Genomic DNA, 25,539 nt, shown 5'->3' on the forward strand with positions numbered 1-25,539 from the left:
CATTTTAAATTTAAGTCAAGAAATATAATTACAAGTTTTATAATTATGGTTTTTCTAATAATTGAACTTCAAAAATAATATTTGCATTTGGTGGTATAACACCGCCGGCTCCAGTTTCTCCGTATGCTAAATGTGCAGGAATAAAAAGAACTGCTTTATCTCCAAATGATAGCTGCTCGATACCTTCGATAAAACCTGGGATCATACCGTCTTTACGACCTGCTTGAAAAGGAATTGGCTGATAACCTTTTGCTTCAGCTCTTGCTGCATCAAATTTTCCAAAAGCTTTGTTTACATCTTCAATACTTGAATCAAACAAAGTTCCATCTTCTAAGAAACCAGCATAGTGAATGTATATTTGAGCGCCAGTAGCTGGTTTTTTACCTGTACCTTTTTCAGTGATTATGAATTCTAAACCAGAGTGGGTTTTTGTTGCTTTTGGTTTTAAAGAAGCGTAATAATCTACTTTTTCTTTTTGCACTCCCGCAAACTTACTTTTCTCTTTTGAAGCTTCTGCAAAATAATCATGAAGTACTTTTTCTGCATCAAATTTTTTGGCAGCTTCTCCGTTTCTAACAATAGTAACAGAAACAATACTATCACCTTGTACCACTTTGTTTACTACTTCTTGACCTTTGTCGACAACGTGACCAAAAATAGTATGTTTTCCGTCTAACCAAGGAGTTTCAGTATGAGTAATAAAGAACTGACTGCTGTTTGTGCCAGGACCATTATTTGCCATTGCTAAAACACCAGCTTTGTCAAATCTCAAATCTGAAATTTCATCTTTAAATCTATAACCTGCATCTCCAGAACCAGTTCCTTCAGGATCTCCAGTTTGAATCATGAAATTTTCTATAACTCTATGAAATTTTAAACCATCATAAAAATGTTTCTTTTTCAAGTAATCTTTGGTAACAAACTCATTTTTGCCTTCGGCTAAGGTTACAAAGTTAGCTACTGTAACAGGTGCTTTTTTATAATCTAATTCAACAATTATATGTCCTTTGTTCGTTTCAATATCGGCATATAAACCATCAGGCAGGCTGCTGTTTTCATTTTTACAAGAGTAAAACGAAGCAGCGGTTAGTAATAATACTAAAATACTTTTTTTCATTTTTAAAATGTTTTTTTATGGGTTTATTGTATCTTTTTTTTGTGTCGCTGCCGGAGCTGCTGTTGTACTTTTTACAGTTTGTTTTGGAGCTGCCGCAGTTTTTGAAGCTGCTGCTGGATCAGGAACAAAATTACGAAGCGTAACAGTACAGATTAAAGGTTGGTTTGTTCCTATTTTTTTATTATCGCCATGATAGCCGTAAGCAATATGTGATGGAAATAAAAAGGTAACAGTTTCATTTTTTTTCATGTACTTGATTCCGTCACGTAATCCCATCATAATATCCTGTTTGTCTACATAATACGTCTGAGGGCCAAGATCAGCTTCTGAGTAGATGATTTTGCCATTGATGTCTTTTACTTCTAAATTAAAATAGGCAATATCTCCTTTTTTTGGTGTAGCTGTATCCGTATTGTTTTTTTCATCATAAGAAAACCAATATCCTTTTCTAGTAGCATAGTACTTTACTTTTGGATTTGTTTTGATGATCTTTTTGATAACATCTTCTTCATTTGCAACCAGTTTTTTGTTTCTGTCGGCTGACTTTTTCATAAAAGTACCCGAAGCTCTTGAAATTGGTTTTCGAGCTTCTTCGTGATGTTTACAGCTTGCCAGTAAAACAGTAAAAAGCAGTGTGTAAATACTAATTTTTAAGTAGTTCATACGGGGTTATATTTTTAGTTTACTTACTAAATCTTCAAACTTTTTAAGTGTTTCTTCCATTGTAGTTTCAGATCTTCCGCCAGCTGCGTTGCTGTGGCCTCCGCCGTTAAAATGGTCGCGTGCAAATTGGTTAACATCAAAACCTCCTTGTGAACGGAATGAAATTTTGATGATTTTTTCGTCTTTATTTTCTATAAAAATAGCTGTAAAAACAATACCTTTTATACTTAATCCGTAATTTACAATTCCTTCAGTATCACCCTTTACATAATTAAACGAATCTAATTCGTCCTGTGTAAGTGATGTGTATGATGTTTGATGCTCTTCTAGAACTTTCATGTTTTGAAGTGCGCGTCCTAATAATTGCAGACGACTGTACGAGCTATTATCAAATAATAAAACTGGAATTTGAGTGTTCTCTACACCTAAATCAATTAATTCTGCAATAATTCGATGCGTGTTTCCTGTTGTTCCCGGAAAACGGAATGAACCAGAATCCGTCAAAATTCCTGTATAAATGCAAGTTGCGATAGTTTTATCAATATCTTCTTTTTTGTTTAAAAAGGAAATAAAGTTATAAACCATTTCGCAAGTAGATCCGTACGAAGTGTCAGAATAAGTATAAGCTGCATAATCATCAGGTTTTTGATGATGATCAATCATAATGAAAGGTGCAGTTAATCGAGCCAAAGTGTGCTCCATTTCGCCTACACGATGCAGAGCATTGAAATCAAGTGTGAAAATTAACTCGGCTTCTTCTAATATTTTGGTACAGTTTTCAGTATCTTTTTCAAAGATTTTAACGGTTTCTGAGCCTGGCAGCCAAGCTAAAAAATCAGGAAAATCATTAGGCGCAATTACAGTTGGCTGATGGTTATTTTTGAGTAAAAAATGATATAAACCTAATGTAGATCCCATAGCATCGCCATCTGGACCTCTATGCGGAATTATTACGATTTTCTTTGGGGCGGCAAGCAACAATTGTATTGCTTGAATATCTTGTATTTTCATAGTGTGCGAATTTACATTTTTTTAATGTAATGTTGAAATCATTTTATAGATTAACACACTTTTATCAGTTGTTAGTTTTTGATCCTGTTTTTTATTGCAAATGATTATTGAAAACGTTGATAAAGACTAAATTAAAGCCATTTTTGGTACAGCTTATATTTAGCTCCTTTAACAATCTGTGATTTGTAAATACCAATTGAACCTGAAGAAAAGTAAGCAATTGTACAGCCAAGTGCGATAAATATTCCGGGTTGAATGCCAAATAATTCCATTCCCATAATGGTGCAGGCGATAGGAGTATGGGTTGCTCCTGAAAAGACAGACACAAATCCTATTCCTGCTAAAAGAGCGATAGGCATCGGGATAATTAAAGATAAGGCACTGCCTAAAGTGGCTCCTACAAAAAATAATGGAGTTACTTCGCCGCCTTTAAAACCAGCTCCTAAAGTGAATCCTGTGAATAAAATTTTAAGCAAAAAATCATACCATTGACTTGGGTTTGAAAATGATTCAACGATAACAGGAACACCAAGTCCAGAGAATTTAGTAAAACCAAATCCTGCAATTGCAATGGCTAAAATTGTTCCTCCAATAACAGGACGAAGCGGAGGATATTTGATGTTTTTTGAAAAAAGCGAACTCCAAAAATGGGTGCTTCTTGAAAAAAGTAAAGCCGCAAAACCTGAAAGAAGACCAATTAGTAAAGTGTAAAAGATGTTCAAAATACTTAATTCTGGTATTACAGGAATGCTGTAATGGGTATGTTTTATTTCCCAAAATTCTACCGTAAAATAAGCGACATATGCGACTAGAAATGATAATAGGATGCTTTTGAAATTGATTTTGCTGAAGTATAAAACTTCGAGAGCAAAAATGGTACCCGCCAAAGGTGTTCCAAAAACAGAAGCAAAACCTGCACTGATACCCAGAATTATTAGAATTTTGCGTTCAGAATTGTCTAATTTGAAAATTCTGGTGAATTGGTCAGCGATAGCGCCTCCCATTTGTACAGCAGTCCCTTCACGACCCGCTGAACCTCCAAATAAATGTGTAATTAAGGTTCCTAAAAGTACTAAAGGAGCCATTTTAAGCGGAATTACTTTTTTGGGTTTTTCATATTCTTCAAGCAATAAATTATTGCCTTTTACAACAGATTTTCCCCAATAATAATAACTTAACCCAACTAATAAACCGCCAAATGGTAAAAGGAAGATAATCCAATCGTGCTGTATTCTAAACTGCGTAACCCATTCTAAAGAAACAAGAAAAAATGCAGAAGCAGATCCTGAAAGTATACCTATTAAAGCACAGATAAGAATCCATTTAGGGATATCAAGTAGTAGTTGTTTTGGGTTTTGAAAAGCCATCCAAAGATTAAAAATATTTTAGCCACGAATTTCACGAATTTTCACGAATTAATGTTTTTTTTATTGAAGAAAACAAAAGAAATCTTTTAAAATCTTTTAATCAGTGATAAAACAAAAAAAAATAATTAGTGGGAATTCGTGAAATTAGCGGCAAAAAAACTATTGAACAACAGCTGTAAATTCAATTTCAACTAAATATTCAGGAGCAACTAATTTACTTATTTCATAAAAACCTGTAGTTGGTTTTACATCTTTAAAGAAAGCAGAATGTGCTCTGGCTACATCTTCAAAAGTAGAAATATTGGTAGTGAAAATTCGTGTTCTAATAACGTCTTTCATTCCAACATTCAAATCTTCTAAAACCTTTTCTACACGTTCAAGAATGTTATAAGTTTGAGCATAAGCATCGTCTGCTTTAACATTTTCGCCGTCAACAATTGCAACAGTGCCAGAAACTTCAATGATATTGCCAATTCTTACAGCGCGGCAATATCCCATTTTGTCTTCCCACGGTGATCCTGTTAAGATATTTTCTCTTTTCATTTTGTGTGTTTTTTTGAATTGTTCTTTACGTTTTTAAAAACAAATTCAGGTTAATTAATGTGCTGCAATTTATAAAATATGCTTGGTAAAAAGAGTCGTAATTGTTTGAAATCTCTTTGGTAATTATTGTTTTTTGTGATATTTTAAAAGGATAATTTACCTGTTGGATGTAATTTCTAAAAATTTACTTAAACACATAGAAGCATAGATTTTATATTTCGAAAAGAATACAAAAAGAAACATATTTCTCTCACATAGCTGTGCTATGCGTATTTTAAATAAGTGAAACGCCTTTTTTTGATAAACTATAGTCTATGTTTCTAATTGTTGAATTAATTACGTGAAAAGGGCTATAATTCTTGAATTTTATGATATTTGATGCTCTTCATAAATTCTAAGTTTATTTTGTGTGCTGGTAAGATGCTGCTGCAAAATTTCAATTTTGTTAAGTAAATGGTAAATAGCATCAATTCCTTCAAAATTAATTTTTAGGTCATAATGCATACGAATCATTTTTTCTATGGCAGGCAGTTGTTCAGGCTGTAAATATTCTTCGTTTTCTTCGACAACAATTTCGACTAAGCCATAATTATGCAGCTCTTTTATAAAAGTATTTTCAATTTCGTTATACAAACAAAACTGTTTTATTAAGATTAAGCTTTTGTTATTCATGATTTCTTAGTTTAGCTAATTCTGCAAATAATTCTTTTTCTTTTTCAGATAATTTAGTTGGTAATTTTAAAGTATACGTTATATATAAATCACCAAACTGATTGTCTTTTTTGTAAACAGGAAATCCTTTTCCTTTTAGTTTTACTTTGGTTCCCGGTTGAGTTTCGGGTGCTACTTTTATTTTTACTTTTCCATCAAAAGTATTCACATAAATTTCTCCGCCTAAAATTGCCGTGTATAAATCCAGATCAACATCGGCATATAAATTATTGCCTTCACGTTTAAAATCGGAGCTGTTATTAATTATAAAAGTAATGTACAAATCGCCGTTAGGTCCGCCGTTTGCTCCAGGCGCTCCATGATTTGGAATTTTTATAATCTGTCCGTTTTCAACACCAGCCGGAATCGTAATTCGGATATTTTTACCGTTTACATTTAAGTTTTGTTTGTGAGTGGTATAAGCAGATGCTAAATCAAGCTGTAATTCTGCATTAAAATCCTGTCCACGATATTTTGCTTGAGCTCTTGAACCTCTTCCAGAACCGCCATACATAGAATTAAAGAAATCGGAAAAATCACTCTCAGAAAAATTACCTCCGCCAAAATCAGTATAACTTTGATTTCCGCCTTGCTGTTGTCTCGAATATTGCTGCTGATTTGGGTCATAGCCTGCCTTTTCAAATTCATCGGCATGTTTCCAGTCTTTTCCATACTTATCGTATTTTTTACGATTTTCGGGATTGCTTAAAACCTCATTTGCTTCATTTATCTCTTTGAATTTTTGTTCGGCTTCTTTATCATTCGGATTTAAATCGGGATGATATTTTCGTGCCAGTTTTCGATATGCCTTTTTGATATCGGCATCAGTAGCAGATTTGGTAATGCCTAATATTTTATAATAATCGATATAATCCATTTTTTAGAATTTTATAATATTAAAAGAATTAGCCGCTTGGTTTTATTTTGGAAGAAGTTATTTTTTTTGAAATTTTAGAATAACTTTTTTAAAGTTTTGAAGTTAGTAATAAGTTGTTTACTATCAAAGAAATAATGTTAGTTTTTATTTGTAAAATGTAGGATTAATTTTGGTTATGAAAGTTTTGTCAGATATTTGCTAGAGATTTTTGGCAGGTTTTTTGCTTCCAAAAATTAGCCTAATATATTGTTATAATAGTCTTAAAGTTGTCGCACCAAACTTATTTATATTATTTTTGTGATGCTTGACTTACGATTTTATAAAAATTTTAAAGCCGATTCGATAACACCTTTTCAATGAAGCATCTTTTATTTTTCATATTATTTTTTACAGCTCTAACAGTTTCAGCGCAGACTGAATTTGGAGGCAAGATGAAGCCAATTCCGGCACCTAAGTTTGGCGCAAAGAAAAAAGAACCAATTCCGCAAGTCAAAAATCCGCAGGCAGAAACTGCAGATGTACCTAGTATAAAAGCTCCAAATATTTTTGAAAATAAAAGTATAACGCCAACATCTCAATTCCAGATCGGACAGGAAAAGAGCAAGTTCACAATGTCTACAGAAACAGATTTTGCCAATCCAGGCGATCAATATGTGGCAAAAATGGAAAAAGATATAAACAAAGCTTTAAAAGATGCTGGTTTAAGAGAAGGTCGAGGAACGCTGGTGAAGAAAAATATTTCCTTAGGAGATTTTAGAACCAAGTCACAGTATTTTATTGTGAAATTCCGTGATTTTGGTGCTATTGATGGCGATTTAGTGAAAGTTTCTTCTAATGATAAAGTAATTAGAGATCAGATATTTTTAGATTCTAATTTTAAAGATGTAAAAATTGATCTGGTAAACGGTTTCAATAAATTAGATTTTGAAGCTCTAAATATTGGTTCTCTAGGAGGAAATACCGCCGAAATTAGAGTATACGACGATAAAGGTGAATTAGTAACCAATGATTATTGGGATAATCTGGCTGCAGGTTTTAAGGCTTCGATTATTGTTACAAAAGAGTAATTTTTTAAGATACTAAGAAGCTAAGGTTCTGAGATACTAAGAAAAAAGTAGTATTTTAGAACCTTAGCAGCTTAAAACTGAAATTAAAAAGCCAAGAAAAAACTCAGAACCTTAGAATCTTAGCTTCTTAGTATCTTAGACTAAAACGGATCTGCCGTAACTCTAAACTTCATTTCGGCTTTTATAGTAACATCTTTTGTAAGCGTTTCTTTTAAAGTAACCTTAGTTCTAATTTTATATTTATCTGCCTTGATGTATTGATCTAATTTTTTATCCGTGCAAATTAAATCAATCGTGTTTGTTGTTGCATTTATATTATCCTGATACGCTAATTCTATTTCATCAGAATCTGTTGTTGAAATGTATAAGTGAACAGATTTTAGAAAAGTAAAAGTTTTGTCTGAAGGATCAGTAATGGCTAATTTTAAAGATCGAAGTTTTACATCTTTTACTAAACTTGCCTTTGTTTTATTGTTTTCAAATTCTGCCGATGAATTAGTGGTTACCTCTGGAGTAATTATTTCTGATGGCAGATTGATTGGCGATGTGCTGTTAATTTTAATAGAAGTTTCATTTGATATATTAAAACTTAGTAAGTCATCAACAGCATCGCAAGACGTTAATGCTACTGCTAATAAAAGGGCGATTGCAATAAATTTTGATTTCATATTTAAAATTAGTTTGGGTTTTTCGGTAGATACGAAATATTTTGGTTTTTGGATTTTTTGTTTTTAGGTTCAAAGATGCAAAGGTTCAATGAAAAAAAGCAAATGTTTTTTAATAAAATTATAAACCTCTGAACCTCTGTTACTCTGAACCTTTGAGCCTAAAAATCGGAACGTTGAAAAAAAATATTTATTTTTCAACGTTCCGATTTTTCAATTTCGAATATAAAAAGTATTTTTGCGCATGCAACACAACGTACTTATTTTAGATTTCGGATCGCAATATACTCAGCTTATTGCGCGTAGAGTTCGCGAATTAAATATATTCTGCGAAATTTTCCCATACAATCACTTTCCTAGTGATTTATCAGCTTACAAAGCAGTAATTTTAGGCGGAAGCCCATTTTCTGTTCGTGCAGAAGATGCTCCACATCCTGATTTATCTCAAATTAGAGGTAAACTTCCAATGCTTGCCGTTTGTTACGGAGCGCAGTATTTAGCTCATTTCAGCGGTGGAGAAGTAGCAGCTTCAAACACTAGAGAATACGGTAGAGCTAATTTATCTTATATAAAAGAGAACGAAGTTTTCTTTGAAGGCGTTTCAGAAAACAGCCAAGTTTGGATGAGCCACAGTGATAGTATTAAAGCACTTCCAACAAATGCTGTAAAATTAGCAAGCACACATGACGTAGAATTTGCCGCTTATAAAATTGAAGGCGAAACAACTTACGGAATTCAATATCATCCAGAAGTTTTCCATTCTACAGATGGATCAAAAATGCTGGAGAACTTTTTAGTAAAAATTGCCGAAGTTCCTCAAAACTTTACACCAAATGCTTTCGTTGAAGAAATGGTGGGAGAATTAAAAGAGAAATTAGGAAACGATAAAGTAGTTTTAGGATTATCAGGCGGAGTAGATTCTACAGTTGCTGCGGTTTTATTAAACCAAGCAATTGGTAAAAATCTGTACTGTATTTTCGTAAACAACGGACTTTTGCGTAAAAACGAATTCCAAAGTGTATTAGATCAATACAAAGGAATGGGATTAAATGTAAAAGGTGTTGATGCGGGAGATCGTTTTCTTTCTGAATTAGCAGGAATCAGCGATCCTGAAACGAAACGTAAAACTATCGGACGTGTATTTATCGAAGTTTTTGATGATGAATCTCATTTGATCGAAGATGTAAAATGGTTAGCACAGGGAACTATTTATCCAGACGTAATCGAATCTGTATCGGTAAAAGGACCATCGGCAACTATTAAATCACACCATAATGTAGGTGGATTGCCAGATTATATGAAATTACAAATTGTAGAACCACTTAGAATGTTGTTTAAAGACGAAGTTCGTAGAGTTGGAGCTACTTTAGGTATAGATCCTGAATTATTAGGAAGACACCCTTTTCCAGGACCAGGATTATCAATTAGAATTTTAGGAGATATTACTCCAGAGAAAGTACAAATTTTACAAGATGTAGATTCTGTATTTATCGAAGGGTTAAAATCTTGGGGATTATATGACAAAGTTTGGCAGGCTGGAGCAATTTTGCTTCCTGTAAACAGTGTTGGTGTAATGGGTGATGAGCGTACTTATGAAAAAGTAGTAGCGCTTAGAGCTGTAGAATCAACAGACGGAATGACTGCTGACTGGGTTCATTTACCGTACGATTTCTTGATGAAAGTGTCAAACGACATTATAAATAAAGTAAAAGGCGTGAACCGTGTGGTTTACGATATCAGCTCAAAACCACCAGCAACAATTGAGTGGGAATAGTATTGTTTTTCAAATTAAGGCGTTACATTTGTAACGCCTTAATTTTTAAACCTACTATTTATGAGAGAATTTTTAACGATTTCTCTTGTGTTTGTTTTGTCTTTTAACAAAATAACTGCACAAGACTCAATTATTGAGCACAAAATTCAAAAGGGAGAAACTGCTTATTTTATAGCCCAAAAGTATAAAGTTTCTGTAGATGAGATTTACAAACTCAACCCCGAATCGCAAAATGGAATCCAGGACAATCAGATTATTAAAATCCCTATTCATTCTGCAGAAAAAATAAAACAAGACCAGCAGATTACTCATGTTGTTGGCGCAAAAGAAACTCTTTTTGGCTTATCAAAACAATACCATGTTTCTGTAGAAGCTATTCAAAATGCAAATCCAATTCTTGCCAACGGACTTCAAATAGGTCAAGAATTAAGTATTCCAAATCCTTTAAATCTTTCAAAAACAGAGAATGTAAGTTCTTCAAAAGCTGCACATTTGGTTGCGGCCAAAGAATCGCTTTTCAGTATTGCCAGACAATACAATGTTTCAGTTTCTGATTTAGAAAATGAAAACAAGGATTTATTGCAAAACGGATTGCAGATCGGGCAGTCAATTGTAATTCCGAACAAGCGAAAAACTTTAGACGGAAGAGTTCGTGTTATTAATCAGGAAACTGTTTTTCATTTGGTTGAACCAAAAGAAACTAAATATTCAATTGCAAAAAAATATGGAATTTCTATAGATCAATTAGAATCACAAAATCCTGAAATTGTAAACGGATTAGTTGTTGGTAATAAGTTAGCCATTAATACAAAAGAAATTAAGCCAACAAATGAAAATGAGGAACTGATGCTTGCTTTGGCGGAAAAACAAGTCGTAGTTGAAAAAACTAAAGCTAAAACGGTAGAAATTACTGATTTGAAAGACAGACTTGTTATTCAAAAAGAGATGAATCAGAAGATTATTAAAATTAATGATTTAAAGGTTAATTTGAATGATATGAATGGTTCAAAAGAAAATTCAGTCGAAAAATTACGATTGGTTCTGGAGGCTAATAAAAATGTTCAGGATGTTTTAATGGCTAAGCTGGATTCACTGGTAAATACAATGAATAGTGATTTGGTCGAATTAAAACGAATGGATATTTTAAATGTTGATGAATCTAAACGTTTAGAAAAGCAATCTTATGCGAGTATTTCGCAAACAAGTGAGTTGTCGTCGCAGTTAAAAAAAGAACTGGCTGAAAATCGAAAAGCATATGCCGGTTTGATGAACAAAGTCGAGAAAATTGCTGTTGAAGAAAATCAGGAGTACAAAAAGAAAATCCGCGAAAGCGAAAAAAATAACAATGTATCATCTATACAGCAAAGACTTTCGGTGGAGGAGGTAAAGCGTTATAAGATTGAGCAGGAAAAAGGAGATGCACAAAATCAATTATTGATTGCAAAAATAGATTCTCTGGATACTCAGAAAAAAATCGAAGTAAAACGTCACATTAGTAAAGCTTCTTATTATAGTATGGAAGCTAGAAAATTTGATGATAAACTAGCACTTGTAAAACTGAAAAAGTATCAGGATGAAGCAGTTAAAAAGTCAAATTTTACAGGTGTTTCAAAAGTAGTTTCATTAGAAGAAATGAAGCGTGAATTGGAAGAAAACCCGCTTAAAAGCGACAAAACAGTAAAAGTTGAAGTTTATGATAATCTTCGAGAAGTTTCAAACGGCTATTACTTAGTTTTAGGTATATTTACAGACGCAATGCTGCGTGATAAGTTTATTATGAAACTCATTGATTCTGGAGATTTTAACGCCAGCTTTTTCTTTAATATAAACAGTCTTTCGTATTATGTTTACTCAGATAAGTTTAAAAACATGGAAGAAGTTTTATATCAATGCAAGAAAAAAGAAGAAGATGAGTTATATAAGAACATTATTATTGCAAAATTGGAAGTTGATCTTAGATAATAACTGCAAGATTTAACAAGTGGCTTGAATCTTGTATAAAAGAAATTATTATCTTGTTAATTGAATTAGAAATTAAATTGTTTTAAGCCATATTATGAAGTATTTTTCGACCTTATTATTCCTTGTTTTTTTTGTAACCTGTTCTGCTTTTTCTCAGGAAAAGGTAGTAAAATATACTGTTTCTAGTGGAGAAACAATAAATCAGATTGCACAGAAATTTAAGGTTACGCCTTTTGATATTTACGAATTAAATCCAGATGCAAGAAGAGGTTTAGTACCCAATTCGGTTTTATTAATTCCTACAACTGCTGTTAAAAGTGCGGTAAAAACTACAACTGCTGCGGTAAAAACGACCGAAAGTTCAAAAGAAATTATTCATGAAGTACAACCAAAAGAGACGTTTTACAGCATCGAAAAAAAATATAATATTTCTGATGAAGCTTTAAAAGCAGCAAATCCGTTTCTTGAAAAAACAGGCGTGCAAATTGGTCAGAAATTAGTAATTCCTGCAAAAGGATCTGCTTCAAAACCTGTAGTTGCAGCAGATAAAAAAACGAAAGAAAAAGTACAAGAAAAGTACGTATACCATGATGTTCAGCCAAAAGAAACTAAATATTCTATTGCAAAACAATATAAAACTACGGTTGAAGATTTAGAAAAAAGAAATCCAGATATCGTTTCAAATCTGCCAGTTGGATATCGATTAACGATTAAAGGAACAGCACCAAAAACAGAAAGTACTGCTGCAAATGTTGTTAAGCATGAAGAAGTTAAAAAGCCTGCTGAACCTGCAAAAAAAGCAGTCAGCTACATGGATTATCAGGTAAAACCAAAAGAAACTTTTTACAGCTTATCAAGAACGTTTCATATATCGCAAGAAGAATTAACGGCACTTAATCCTGCACTTTCAGAAGGTGTAAAAGAAGGAATGGTTTTAAAAGTTCCAACAGGATATTTAGCGCCGACTCCAATTATTGCACAACAGCAGCCGATTGAGAAAGTGCTTGAAAATAAAAGCTCTGGAGGAATACAAATTGTAGACAAAGTAAAATCTGAAACTGTTTCTGTAAATCCTGAAATAGTAGAACTTAGTAAAAAAAGAAGTCAGGGTGATCGTAAAAAAGTGGTTTTACTGCTTCCGTTTAATTTGGCTAAATTACAAAGCGACACAACGGGAACTGCTGCTCGCTTGAAAACGGATAAATTTCTAAATATGACTCTTGATTTTTACTCAGGAGCAATGATGGCGATCGATTCAGCGAAAGTTTTAAAACTTCCAATCGATGTTTCAATTTATGATTCGCAGGAAACAAAAACAACGTCAAATATTTCAAGTTTAATTCCAAAATTGCAAGATGCTGATGCTGTTGTAGGCCCATTTTATCAAAATAATGCCGAATCTACTGCTAATACATTAAGATTGTATAATGTTCCAGTTATTTCGCCATTATCAAAAGATGCGGCGAACCCAATCGAAAATTTATATCAAACTATACCGTCAAATGAGGTTGTTCGAAATACTGTTTTTGATTATATGCGTGCTAAAAATGGTAATATTGTTGCCGTTGTAGACAAGAAAAAAGAATCAGTAATTAGTTATATTAAACAAAATCAAAAAGGAGTTGTTTTTGCAGCTTTGACTGAGGCAGGAGGTTTAGACGCTGCTAATTTAAAAAGCTTATTACTGCCAAATCGAATGAATTATGTGGTGATGGAAACAGGGAATACGGCAATGATAAAAACAACGATAAAAGCGTTGTTGGATGCACAAAAAACGTGTCAGGTGCAATTGGTAATTTTAGAACCAAACAGTACGCTTGATACAGATGAGATTAATTTTGATAATCTGGTAAAACTTAAATTGATGTATCCATCGGTTACTCGTGACAGCGATGATCAGGCGGTTTCAATCTTTAAGAAAGACTATAGATTAAAAAACAAAATCTATCCAAATACATATGCGACAAGAGGTTTTGATGTAACTTTTGATACGATGATGCGTTTGGTTCAAGGAAAAACATATCGAGAAACAGCAGATTTAATGACTACACAACAAGTGGAGAATAAGTTTCAGTTTTATAAAAAAGAAGATGGCGGACATGCTAATAAAGGGGTCTACATTTTATATTATGATTCTGATTTAACTTTAAAAACTGCAAATTAATACTAGTATTAATCCAGTAAATTAGATGTGAAAGTTTACTAATTATTTAATTTAGGATATAGAATAAAAAATCCGTGCTGCTTTTTTGCAACACGGATTTTTTATTTATGATTTTTTAAAAGAATCGTGATATAGACTATCGTGACAGATTAAAAATGGTATTTTTGTATCTCAAAAATTAAAATAAATTGATGGTAAAAATAAACCACGAACAGTCATTTTTAATAGAGGATATATTATTTTCTTTTGCTTTGAAAGCCGAAGCTGCCGACGTTTTTGAAAGATGTAATACGATTATGACCGGAATAGGGAAGGTGAATGCTGCTTACGAATTGTCGAAAGTTTTGCAGCATAAAAAGCCTTCATTAATTGTTAATCTTGGATCTGCTGGAAGTAATTTTTTTAAGAAAGGTGATATTGTCTGCTGTACGAAATTTATACAAAGAGATATGGATGTTCGAGGTTTAGGATATGAGCTCTACGAAACTCCATTTTCTGGTCTGCCGACAGTTTTTGAATATGGCTTAAAAATGGATGGTTTACAGGAAGGAATCTGCGGAACTGGAGATAGTTTTGAAATGGGGCATTCTGAGGTTTTGTATAATGTTGTAGATATGGAAGCTTATGCATTGGCACTGATTGCTATGAAAGAGGATATTCCGTTTTTATGTTTAAAATACATTTCGGATGGTGCGGATGATAATGCAGCAGAAGACTGGCTGGTTCAGGTTCATAAAGCAGCATTGGCTTATGGAAAACTTTTTAAATTAGGATTAGATCAGTAATCTCCTCAATAACTAAAAACATAAAAAAAAGAATATAAATATTGTAAAACAACATTATGACATCAAAAGTAACTTATTTAGGTGAATTAAGAACAAAATCAATACATGTGCAATCAGGAAGCGAAGTTATCTCTGATCCGCCTGTGGATAATTTCGGAAAAGGAGAAGCGTTTTCTCCAACAGATCTTGTTGCAAATGCTTTAGCAAGCTGCATGATGACGATTATGGGGATTAAAGCTCGTGATATGGAAGTAGATCTAATCGATTCGACTGCCGAAGTAACTAAAATTATGAATGCAGAACCACGTCGTATTGGTGCAATCGAAATTGTTTTTGAAATGAACGGTGTATCTGATGAGAAAAACCGAACTATCCTAGAGCGTGCGGCAATGACTTGCCCGGTTTTATTTAGCTTAAATCCTGAAATTGAAAAACGAGTTACTTTCAACTGGAAGTAATCTTTTATTCACATAAAAAAAGCCATTCATTGTTGTGAATGGCTTTTTTGCTTTTGTATATTATTGTCCTTTTTCAGGTCTTAAATCCTCTAAAATTGGAGTTGCTATACTTTTAAGTTCTTTTTGCAACGTCTCATTTTTTTGCTCAAAAATTACAATATTGTTTTTGCCTTTTTTAAGCCAGCATCCCGGAAGGTATAGAGTTTGCTGTGGTCCAACACTCCAATAACGACCAATGTTGATTCCGTTTACAAACACAATCCCTTTACCCCAATCACGCATGTCTAAAAAGGTGTCTCCTGTTTTGCTAAGTGTAAAAGTTCCTTGGTATAAAGTAGGACGATTTACTTTACCTGAATTTTTATAGGCAGTCAAATCTGGTTCTTGGCTCATAGGTAATTTATACATTTCCCAATCGCCTGTAATAGTCTGACCATTAATAATAACCGGGCTTATAATTCCTTTATTATTTTCGTTGATTTGAGAACCATAATTAATACGTCCCATGTTTTCGACTACAATATCTAAAGTAGCGTTAAAAGGAACTTCGATGTCGCAATCGTATTTTTTATAGTATCGGTTTAATTCTGCTACTTTTTTTCCGTTAACATAAACGATTGCATAATCACGTAATCCTTTTAATTCCAGTTTTCCACTGATTGGCTGTGTGAATTTTTTGCTGTACCAAACATAACCATCACCTTGATTTAATTGTTCAAAGGTTTGTGGAGTATCTTCGTATACTGGGCTTATTTTTGCTTTTAAATCGGCTAAATCAACCGTTTTTGTTAATGCTATTTTCGGAATTTCGATAATTGGCATTTTTTCTGGAACGGCAGGAGTTTCGCTTGTTTTAAGCAATTCTCTTAAAGCATTGTATTTAGGAGTTGCCCATCCTGCTTCACTTATAGGAGCATCATAATCGTATGATGTCATATCAGGCTGAATATCGTGTTCTTTGTCGTAATTAGCTCCAGAAGTGAATCCGAAATTAGTACCGCCATGAACCATATAATAGTTGAATGATACCTTATTGTCTAAGTATTTTTTAGTCTGACGAGCGGTTTGTTCTGGTTTTTGCGTTGGGAAAGGTTCTGCCCAATGATCTAACCAGCCTGGATAAAACTCAGCAACCATATAAGGACCTTGACCATTATTGAATTTATTTACAACTTCTTTTAATTTTGCAATATCACTTTCACCATTTGCAGTTGGCAATGCGCCTGGTAATGCACCGCCTTCAAACAACCAGCTTCCGTCTGAAGTGAAAAAAGGAACTTCAAAACCAAGGTCTTTTAATTGCTGAAATACTGCTGCACTGTATTTTTTATGTTCTTCTAACGGAACATCTTTTCGCTGTGCAACATACGAACCAAATTCGTTTTCACCCTGAACCATAATAATTGGGCCGCCTTTGGTAATTTGTAAATCTTTAACCTGATTGTATAATTGTGTGAAGTAAGCTTTTGTAGCTGCTAAATATGCTGCGTTGTAGCCACGAATAACCATATTAGGAACATTCTGCAAGAAAAAAGGGTAACCGCCAAATTCCCATTCAGCACATACGTACGGACCTGGACGAAGAATTACAAATAATCCTTCTTCTTGAGCTGTTTTTATATATTCTGCTAAGTTTTTATTTCCTGTTTTAAAATCCCATACACCGGGAGCAGTTTCGTGGTAATTCCAAAACACATAAGTAGCAACGGCATTTAATCCCATGGCTTTCATCATTTTAAGACGATGACGCCAATATTGCTGTGGAATACGCGAATAATGCATTTCACCTGAGTGAATCTGTATTGGTTTTCCATTCAATAAAAAATCTCCTCCGCTTATAGCGAAAGTTTGTTTTTGCTGTGCTGATGCAGAGAGCAGTGTAAAAAAGGCAAATAGGAGGGTGTAGTAAACTTTTTTCATTTTTCAAAGTAATTAAAAATCTTTTTAATAAACAAAAGAGCGCTATAAATTTGCGCCCTCTTGCTTCTACTAACTAACCAATAAATTTATTCCGCGAATTCTAATTTTTTTAATTTATTCCATCCGCCGCGTGTGAAATCAGGAATTTCTACAGGTGCAGAACCATTATCAAGAGAAATTTCTGTCAAAGGTCCTAAACAAGACCATTCTGCTAAATCATAAACATCCATATCTAAAGGAAGTCCTTTTTGAAGGCAGTAAATTAAACGGTAATCCATTACGAAATCCATTCCGCCGTGACCACCTACTTTTTTAGCTTTTTCTTCGATATTTTTTACAATTGGGTGCTTGTATTTTTCCATTAATGCTTTTTTTACATCTTCTGGTACAAATGAGTGAGCGTTTAATTTTTCATGATTTGGTTTTACGTCATCACTTAATGATTTACCGTCTAAAGCATATCCTTCTAATGGATATTTGTTTGCAAAACCTTTTGTACCGCTTAATTGATACATTCTGCTGTACGGACGAGGAGAAGTAACGTCGTGTTGAATTTGGATAGTTTTTCCATTTTCAGTACGAATCATAGTCATCGTGTGATCACCGTTTCTAAAATCTTTAATTTCCTTACCTGATTTTTCTTTGATATAAGCAGGATTTCCAACTGCTTTAGTATCCATAGAAACTAAGAAATTCATTTTGTCTCCACGGTGAATGTTTAATGCCTGACAAGCTGGCCCCATACCGTGTGTTGCATAGATATCTCCACGGTGTTTAATGTTGTAATCCATTCTCCAGTTGTTCCAGTATTCTCCCCAAAATGGCTGTAATCCGTGAATGTAAGAACCTTCAGCATGAAGAATTTCTCCAAATAAACCTTGTTGTGCCATGTTTAAAGTCGTAAGCTCGAAGAAGTCATACACACAGTTTTCCAACTGCATACAGTGCTTACGAGTTTTTTCTGAAGTATCGATAAGATCCCAGATTTCTTTCATTGTCATTGCACCTGGAACTTCAATAGCAACGTGTTTTCCGTCTTTCATTGCTTGAACACCAATTTGTGCGTGGTGTTTCCAATCTGTAGCGATATAAACTAAATCAACATTTGGTAATGCTGTAACTTTTCTCCATGCATTTTCATCTCCAAAAAATTCTTGTGCTTTAGGAAAACCAGCTTTAGTTAAAATTTCGTTAGACGATTGTGTGTTTTTTTCAAGCATATCGCAAAGTGCTACGATTTCGACACCTGGTATATGTGTCATACGTTCTACAGCTCCTGGACCACGCATTCCTAAACCAATAAAGGCTACTCGAACAGTTGGAATTGGAGTAGTTGCTAATTGCAGTACATCTTGCTGTCCTTTTGCACGAGCCGGCGTTTTGGTTTTGATCATTTGTGCCGACGCGATTGTGCATCCAAACAAAAGACAGGCAGCTAACATGAATTTTAAAATACTAGTTTTCATAATTTGAATTAATTTGATTTGAAAATGATTGATAATCTAAATGCTGATTATCGGGAATTATTGTTTTTGTATTTGTGATTTTTAAGACCAGTTAAGGTAAAGCTTCAAAATTTATCTCTGGCTTTTTATTTGCTAAAGGTCTTGAAAAAATTGTTTTTGGTGTTGTATAGTTATTAAAAAAGCCTCCATTTTTTAAATAAAAAGAGTTAGCGTCAAGTCCGCCTGCAAAATCCATTCGGTATTCTTTAGCACCCGTATTGTCTGTTGTAAAGCGCGCCGAATTAATTTCTGACCAAACTCCTTTTTCGTCGCAAATCCATTGATTGTTAAATAAGACTTTACGAGAAAAATCACCTTGTTCTGGGATAAAATTCTCTAGAAATGAATGAAATCTTTTTAAATATGTGTTGGTTTGTGGGCGGTTAAAGCTCGCAATCAAAAGCCATTTTCCTTGCTCTGGTGCGTAAAAGTAGGCTGTATAAGTTGTTGTGTTGTTGTTTAGTGGAAATCCTTGTAGTAAAAATTTGTAAGTTGTTCCTGCTTTCCAGTTGTATTTTAGGTAACTCTGTCCTCCTGAACCTTCGTTTCCGAATTCGCCAGTATGTACCTTTTCACCTTTTTTAAGCATTTTTATTTTATGTGATTCTGGAATACTTGCTGGATCATCTGTGGTAAATGGACTCCAAACTGAGAATAAAACTCTTCTTTCGGAAGCGGAATTGACTTGAATTCCAAAATATCCTTCTCCAAAGCCATTTGCCATAAAATAGGAACCAATTTTGTCCTCATTTTCAGGAACAGTAAGTTCGTTGTAATACCATTTTGCATTGGTGTTTTCTGGAACTTGATAGTTTAAGTGCACAGATGGTCCGCGACGACCCCAATGGTAGAAGTTTCCTTCGTTGTTAGGAACAAAAGCTATTTTTGCAGCGTAATCATCACTTGAAATCGTTAGACGATTAATTGACGGAAAACGATCACCTGTTTTGCTGATTCCTTTTATTTTGACTGCAACATATCCTTCTTGGTTTATTTTCCAAGTTCCTGCTGTAACTGCTTTTTTTGATGCTGTAAATTTGACTCTTTTAGCTTCATTGTTGATGGAAAACTCAAGTTCTGATTTTCCAAAAACTTGTACTGATTCTTCTATAGTAATTTGAAAAATTCCTGCTTTCGAAACTCTAAAATAAGCTGTAAAATATTCGTCAGAATTAGTCCAGTTTTCAATACCGTTATCCGTAATTGTATTGCTTTCGTCTACATGTTTAGAACTGTATGCATTACCGGCTAGAGGGAGTGAAATTTTTGTTTTTGGATTTTCTAAACTTGTTTTTTCGCTAAAAGCATCATTACTGGCTGTGCAGGAAAAAGCGGTTAAAGCGAGAATTAAGCAGAATATGTTTTTCATAGTTATAGGTAATTTAGGTTTTTCTTTTTTTGAAGTTCCTCTCTAATGAACCAAATTAGAGAGGCTTCAAAAACAAAAACAATTCTAAACAATTATGGGTTTTGAGTCAGTGTTCCTGGGTAAGCATTTATTTCTGACTGCGGAATGTATTGTACTACTCTTGGGCTAGAAGCAGGCCAGTCGACCATTGGTAAATGAGGCCCTGGATAGTGACGTGTCATAGTTTGTCCGTTTCTATATACATCATAACCACGATGTGCTTCAAAAGCTAGCTCTAATTGACGTTCTTCGTCTACACGCTGTGCAGCATTTGTATTGTCTAATGAGTTATAGCCGCCGCCAACGATTGATCGTGAGCGAATAATATTTAAGTTCGTTAATGCACTGTTGTAGTCTCCTTTTTTAACATAGGCTTCTGCCATATTCAAATACAACTCATCTAATTTTGAAATAGGAGGAGAGTATAAGTGAGAATCATTGTTTTGCAAAGAACATTTTGTAACATAGTACATAGGATAAACTCTGTTTAACAACATCATGTAATCCTTTTCTCCTATATACGTTTTTCCTTCGTACACAATTGAATATTGATTTTCGGCTGCATTTACTACGGTTAAGTTGTAATTTGTACTTCCGATTGTGATATAATACGAACCATTAGAATTTGTTTTAAGAGGCTGCTGCATATAGTTATAACCAGTTTGAGTACCTGCAGTATTTTTAATGTCGTAGATAAAACGGAATGCTTGAGTTTTATTTCCAGCATCGTCTGTATCGTATTGCGGATCAATAAAAGCCCAACGAGCATCTTTCTTTAAACCTGATTTTCTTAATAAATCCAAGTATTTTGCACTTGCATACATTTCTCCCCATCCTTGACCTTGAATGTTTGCATACATACCGCCAATTCCGTAATAGTGATCGTAACCTGAAAATTCTGATGCTACACGTTTAACAGCAAAAATAGTTTCGGTTTGTTCATCAGAATCTGGTGCATAAGTATTAGATTTCATGAAACTTTCACGGCTCAATAATTTGTACTTTCCACTAGCAATTACTTTGTTAGCATATTCTATAGATTGCGTTGCATAATCCTGATTTGGATTTTCATAAGTACCACTCATATATAAGTATACTCTTGAAAGCATTGCTTGAGCTGCTTCTTTTGTTGCATAAGCTGCAGATCTGTCAACCGTCATTAAAGATTCTGCTTTTTTTAGATCGCTGATGGCTTGTGCATAAGTATCTTTTACCGTTGATCTATCTGGTAAGACAAGGTTATTTAAATCTGCTGGTAAACCATTTACAATTGGCACACCTAAATTAGTTTCAGGCGATTGAGAATAAGGTCTTCCATAAGTACGGCATAAGTAAAAATAAATCATACCTCTTAAGTAATAAGCTTCACCTAGTTGTTGATTTACAGTTGCACTTTCGCCTTCTGTAATCATTTTAATCAAATCACTTGATTGCGAAATAATCTTATAACTATTGTTCCAAAAAACAGATAAACGATCATTATCTGGAATGTGTTGATACGAAATAAAAGAGTAGAAAGAATCTGTAGATGTTCCTCTAATCATGATGTTGTCGCCAGGATATTCTCCAACACGATGCATAACATCAGACCATCCTTTTAATTGTGCGTAACAACCGTTTAATAATACGGCTACTGCTGCTACTTTATCTTCTTCAATTTTGTCTTTTGTGTATGCGTTAAAGGGTTCTCTGTCTAACTCACATGAGGACAGAAAACTAATTGCCATACATAATATAAATATTTTTTTCATGATTTTGTTTTATAGAGTTACGTTAAGTCCTAGTACAATTTTGCGTGTTGAAGGATATACTTGTGTTGCTACACCTGTAATAGAATATTGCTTCGTTGCATCATTGTATGTAGGAGGCAGTTCAGGATCTACTCCAGAATAATGGCTGATGGTAAATAAATTCTCTCCAGCGATGTACAATCTTAAATTTGAAATATTAAGGCTTTCTATTGGCATGTTGTATCCAAAAGTGACGCTTCTCATTTTTAAGTATGTACCCGTTTCTAAGAAACGTGATGATGCTTTGTTTGATTGGCTGTTGTTGTCATAAAGAGCCTGCGGATGTGTTGCAATATCTCCTGGTTTTTCCCAACGGCTCCATCCACTGTGAAGATTCATTTGGTTTCTGTCATTATAAGCACCATCTGAGTCAAATTCTGCTCTCGCATAATTGTAGATTTGACCTCCAACAGAATAACTGAAAATAGCTGCAAAATCAAATTTCTTATAGCTTAAACTTGTAGAGAATCCTCCAAAAAAGTCAGGAGTGTAAGTTCCCATTACTTTTCTGTATTTAGAAGCTTCACCATAGTTGCTCGTTTTTACACGTTCGCCAGCAGCATCAGTAGTGTACCATTGTGGTTTTCCGTTTTCAGGATTAACACCTGCCCACTCCGTTACGTACCAGCTGTCAACATCATTTCCTGGTTTTAATAATTTGTTTGCAGAACCTGCAACACCACTTCCGTCACCCACAATGATTTCCTGTTTGTCTCCGTAAAGTTTTGTTACCTTGTTTTTATTAGTACCAATGTTGGCATCTACAGACCAGTTAAAGTTTTCATTTTTAATAATGTCTACGTTAAGAGAAGCTTCAAAACCTCTGTTGTTTACTGCACCTACGTTTCTCCAAATACTGGTAACTCCAATTACCCCTGGAAGCGGTACTTGGTACAACAAATCAGAAGTGTTTTTGTTGTAATAATCAAAAGTAAGGTTTACTCGCTTAAAGAAGCTTACATCAAGACCAACACCGCCCGTAAACGTTTTTTCCCAGCTTAAATCAGGATTTGCTAATTGCGAGATTAAGGCTCCAGGACTTTCATTATAACTGTTTTTAGAGAAAGAATATAATGGTAAGTGAGGATATAAGCTATTAGGACGATTACCTACTGAACCATAACTAGCTCGAAGTTTTAAATTATTGATGTAATCTGCATTAAAGAAAGCTTCATTATGAATGTTCCATCCTGCACTAATAGAGTAGAAGTTACCATATTGTGCATTTTTTCCAAAGTTTGACGCACCATCACGACGGAAAGATACTTGTGCTAAATAACGATTGTCATAAGAGTAATTTACATTTGATAACAATGATTGTACTGCCCATTGTGATCTTCCGCCCGCTACTTTTTCAGGAACCGCAGCAGCATCTGGAGCTACAATTCCAGGAGGAATTCCTGTTGCAATTGCTTGGCTGAATTTTCGGTTGTATTCATTCCACTCATAACCTGCAACAGCATTGATAGAATGGTTACCAAATGATTTATTAAATTTTAATAATTGATTGGTGTAGATTCTATTATAAGTATCAAAATTATCTTCGATTCTTCCTTTTACAGCTTCACCATTAGATGATCTTGGATCTGTGTAATAAGATGAGTTTGAATTTCCAAAAATGAAATTATTTACAGATGCGAAAGTCAGCCAGTTTGTAAATTTAATATCAAAATCAAGATTGGTTCTTACTGTATACAATTCAGATTCTCCATAATTCCATTGTAAATCGTACAAGTAGTTTGAACCTGTAGTGTTAACCCAAGTCGGGTTTGGAGCGTTTCCTACCAAAGTACCGTCTGGTAAATACGGGCTGTCCCATGGCATATTTCCATATAATGCACCAACAGAATGCTGCTGATCGTAAGTAGTTTCTCTAGTTAAGTTTACTTGCGGACGAAGTGTGAACCAACTGCTTGGTTTGTACTCAAACTTCATAAGACCATTGTATTTCTTGTAATCATAACCTTTAACAGCACCAGTTTCATTATAAAGACCTAGAGAAACATAGCTTTTGAAGTTTTCTCCTCCGCCGCTGAATGACAAGTTGTAGTCTTCTGCAATACCAGTACGGGTTGCATTATCCCACCAATCATAGTTTTTGTTTCTTAGCTCAGGATTCCACCACCAAACGTTTTGAAAAGTTTCTTTGTTGGCAAACGAATCGTATAAGTCATACAATTCAGCACCATTCATGATTTTGAAATTTCCGTTGTTTAAGGTTGTCATGGCTGTTTTTGCAGAAAAATTGATTACAGGTTTACCTGCTTTTCCACTTTTTGTAGTTACTACAATTACACCATTTGCACCTTGTGATCCATATACAGCAGTAGAAGCGGCATCTTTAAGAACCGTCAAGGTTTCAATATCAGCTGGATTCATATTGGCAGAGCTATTCCCCACGATAACACCATCAATCACCCATAAAGGATCTGTACTTCCATTGACGGTTGTTTTACCTCTAATAACTATCTTGGCTGGCGCTCCAGGCTGTCCGCCTCCAGTGTTTACATAAACACCAGTTGCTTTACCAGCAAGCATGTTTTCAACATTTGGTGTCGTAACGTCGACAATTTTTTTATTGTTTAAAGTTTGCAAAGAACCTGTCAAACTTTCTTTTTTTACTTTGCTGTATCCTACTACAACAACTTCGTCCATTTGCTGTCCGGCTTCTTTCATAACAATTTTCAGAATACCGTTTCCAGCTGGAACTTCTTGATCCTGCATTCCCATAAAGGTAAAGACCAAAATAGCGCTGTCATTAGGAACATCGATGGCAAAACTTCCATCCATATCAGTTTGCACTCCTTTTGTAGTGCCTTTTATATTAACATTTACTCCCGGAACAGGAATTCCTTTTTCATCTACAACTTTACCTTTTACAATTTTTTGAAATGCCAGAAAACTGGTGTCGTTTGTCGAAATTTCTTTTGCAGGTGCCGCAGTTGTAATTTGAAAGCTTAAGGACAACAGAGATAATAATGTTGTTTTTAAAGTTTTTTCAAGTACAGTATGCAACCTGAAATTTTCAGGTTTTTTTGAGAATACCTTCTTCATACTCTTGATTTGGTTTTGGTTACTAAATGTGTTTTTTGTCTGGTCGTTTTTATTTTAATTTTTTAAGTTTTTTAGTCTTTATTTTTTTGGTTTTTTACTGACTAAAAAGAGACTTAAATAGATCAAAAAAAGGCGAAAAAAATCGCTCGAAAACTTTATTATTTGACGAAACTATCGATTATATTTTTATTAACCAAGAAAAAACACAAAAAATGTGCTCGAACACACGATATTTGTGTTCTCGAGCACATAAAATTATGCAAACTGTTTTTTTTGACTTAAATAGATACGATATTTTTAAGAAAATTGCTTTCAAGGTGAGTTCTTTATTTTAGTCAGATTTTCAGTCTGAATATTTAATATTTAAAAAATAAAAAATAGTTGTTTGTATTTATGAGAATATCGCAATTATGAATCAAAAAGACTACTAATAAAATAAACTTTTTGAGAGTTTTAATTATACGATTTTTTGCATTATTAAGTTTTTTTGATACAGGTAAAAAGAATCTGAAACTGAAGTTAATTCAAAAATAAAAGTTTGAATGTCAGCTGCTTTTTAGAAAGATAGAACAGCACGTATTTTCTAAATTTTAGAGTTTAAAAAATGACCAGATTTCTTTTTTATTTAGGGTTGAAATTTTACTGAAATCAGGCATGAATTTTTGAGTGTTTTCAGCCTGATTTTTCAGTCTTATAAT

Annotated in this window: 19 protein-coding genes; 6 read left to right on the forward strand and 13 right to left on the reverse strand. The window is 33.9% G+C overall.

What is annotated here, in order from left to right; all coding sequences use genetic code 11:
- Nucleotides 1-43: 43 nt before the first annotated feature.
- The 7 genes from ACHRV0_RS08215 to ACHRV0_RS08245 form a co-directional block, all read right to left on the reverse strand.
- Nucleotides 44-1,117, reverse strand: coding sequence for a peptidylprolyl isomerase (locus ACHRV0_RS08215; protein WP_129024125.1), 1,074 nt, complete (start codon nt 1,115-1,117; stop codon nt 44-46).
- Nucleotides 1,118-1,132: 15 nt separating this feature from the next.
- Entirely contained in the window at nt 1,133-1,780 is a 648-nt protein-coding gene (gldI, locus tag ACHRV0_RS08220) for a gliding motility-associated peptidyl-prolyl isomerase GldI (protein WP_395440474.1), read from the reverse strand.
- A 6-nt stretch (nt 1,781-1,786) separates the two neighbouring features.
- Nucleotides 1,787-2,791, reverse strand: a complete 1,005-nt coding sequence (locus ACHRV0_RS08225) for a bifunctional oligoribonuclease/PAP phosphatase NrnA (protein ID WP_395411539.1) — start codon at nt 2,789-2,791, stop codon at nt 1,787-1,789.
- A gap of 131 nt (nt 2,792-2,922) precedes the next feature.
- A complete protein-coding gene (locus ACHRV0_RS08230; protein WP_395440475.1) occupies nt 2,923-4,158 on the reverse strand; it encodes a voltage-gated chloride channel family protein in 1,236 nt (411 codons plus the stop codon).
- 159 nt (nt 4,159-4,317) lie between these two features.
- On the reverse strand, nt 4,318-4,701 hold the full coding sequence (locus ACHRV0_RS08235; RefSeq protein ID WP_099719842.1) for a RidA family protein: 384 nt from the start codon (nt 4,699-4,701) through the stop codon (nt 4,318-4,320).
- A gap of 366 nt (nt 4,702-5,067) precedes the next feature.
- On the reverse strand, nt 5,068-5,373 hold the full coding sequence (locus tag ACHRV0_RS08240; protein ID WP_129024121.1) for a chaperone modulator CbpM: 306 nt from the start codon (nt 5,371-5,373) through the stop codon (nt 5,068-5,070).
- Nucleotides 5,366-6,289, reverse strand: a complete 924-nt coding sequence (locus ACHRV0_RS08245) for a DnaJ C-terminal domain-containing protein (RefSeq protein WP_129024120.1) — start codon at nt 6,287-6,289, stop codon at nt 5,366-5,368. The genes ACHRV0_RS08240 and ACHRV0_RS08245 overlap by 8 nt, the downstream gene beginning before the upstream one ends.
- A gap of 356 nt (nt 6,290-6,645) precedes the next feature.
- Between ACHRV0_RS08245 and ACHRV0_RS08250 the strand changes: the two genes are divergently transcribed.
- On the forward strand, nt 6,646-7,356 hold the full coding sequence (locus ACHRV0_RS08250) for a hypothetical protein (protein ID WP_129024119.1): 711 nt from the start codon (nt 6,646-6,648) through the stop codon (nt 7,354-7,356).
- Between the two features lie 140 nt (nt 7,357-7,496).
- Here ACHRV0_RS08250 and ACHRV0_RS08255 read toward each other — a convergent pair whose 3' ends face one another.
- Nucleotides 7,497-8,024: a hypothetical protein gene (locus ACHRV0_RS08255; protein ID WP_395440476.1), complete on the reverse strand. Its 528-nt coding sequence runs from the start codon at nt 8,022-8,024 to the stop codon at nt 7,497-7,499.
- Between the two features lie 241 nt (nt 8,025-8,265).
- On the opposite strand from ACHRV0_RS08255, the gene guaA reads away from it, so the two are divergent.
- The 5 genes from guaA to ACHRV0_RS08280 all read left to right on the forward strand — a co-directional run bounded on the left by guaA (nt 8,266) and on the right by ACHRV0_RS08280 (nt 15,164).
- Nucleotides 8,266-9,795, forward strand: a complete 1,530-nt coding sequence (gene guaA / locus ACHRV0_RS08260) for a glutamine-hydrolyzing GMP synthase (protein WP_089055145.1) — start codon at nt 8,266-8,268, stop codon at nt 9,793-9,795.
- Nucleotides 9,796-9,855: 60 nt separating this feature from the next.
- Nucleotides 9,856-11,757, forward strand: a complete 1,902-nt coding sequence (locus ACHRV0_RS08265) for a LysM peptidoglycan-binding domain-containing protein (protein ID WP_395440477.1) — start codon at nt 9,856-9,858, stop codon at nt 11,755-11,757.
- 94 nt (nt 11,758-11,851) lie between these two features.
- The gene (locus ACHRV0_RS08270; RefSeq protein WP_395440478.1) at nt 11,852-13,921 is read left to right on the forward strand and encodes a LysM peptidoglycan-binding domain-containing protein; all 2,070 of its coding nucleotides are present in this window, start codon (nt 11,852-11,854) and stop codon (nt 13,919-13,921) included.
- A 191-nt stretch (nt 13,922-14,112) separates the two neighbouring features.
- The gene (locus tag ACHRV0_RS08275; protein WP_395440479.1) at nt 14,113-14,706 is read left to right on the forward strand and encodes a nucleosidase; all 594 of its coding nucleotides are present in this window, start codon (nt 14,113-14,115) and stop codon (nt 14,704-14,706) included.
- A 56-nt stretch (nt 14,707-14,762) separates the two neighbouring features.
- Entirely contained in the window at nt 14,763-15,164 is a 402-nt protein-coding gene (locus ACHRV0_RS08280; RefSeq protein WP_129024114.1) for an OsmC family protein, read from the forward strand.
- A 60-nt stretch (nt 15,165-15,224) separates the two neighbouring features.
- On the opposite strand, the gene ACHRV0_RS08285 is transcribed toward ACHRV0_RS08280, so the two are convergent.
- The 5 genes from ACHRV0_RS08285 to ACHRV0_RS08305 form a co-directional block, all read right to left on the reverse strand.
- A complete protein-coding gene (locus tag ACHRV0_RS08285) occupies nt 15,225-17,084 on the reverse strand; it encodes a beta-galactosidase family protein (protein WP_395440480.1) in 1,860 nt (619 codons plus the stop codon).
- 86 nt (nt 17,085-17,170) lie between these two features.
- Complete coding sequence (locus ACHRV0_RS08290; protein ID WP_241686538.1) at nt 17,171-18,526, reverse strand: Gfo/Idh/MocA family protein; 1,356 nt, start codon at nt 18,524-18,526, stop codon at nt 17,171-17,173.
- Nucleotides 18,527-18,641: 115 nt separating this feature from the next.
- Nucleotides 18,642-19,958 (reverse strand): DUF3472 domain-containing protein, encoded by a 1,317-nt coding sequence (locus tag ACHRV0_RS08295; protein ID WP_395440481.1) that lies wholly within the window; start codon nt 19,956-19,958, stop codon nt 18,642-18,644.
- Between the two features lie 92 nt (nt 19,959-20,050).
- Nucleotides 20,051-21,748 carry a RagB/SusD family nutrient uptake outer membrane protein gene (locus ACHRV0_RS08300; RefSeq protein WP_395440482.1) on the reverse strand — a complete coding sequence of 566 codons (1,698 nt, stop codon included), beginning with the start codon at nt 21,746-21,748 and terminating at the stop codon, nt 20,051-20,053.
- Nucleotides 21,749-21,757: 9 nt separating this feature from the next.
- Nucleotides 21,758-24,841, reverse strand: coding sequence for a SusC/RagA family TonB-linked outer membrane protein (locus ACHRV0_RS08305; RefSeq protein ID WP_395440483.1), 3,084 nt, complete (start codon nt 24,839-24,841; stop codon nt 21,758-21,760).
- Nucleotides 24,842-25,539 lie beyond the last annotated feature (698 nt).

This window comes from Flavobacterium sp. FlaQc-30 (assembly GCF_044005885.1).
GTDB lineage: Bacteria > Bacteroidota > Bacteroidia > Flavobacteriales > Flavobacteriaceae > Flavobacterium.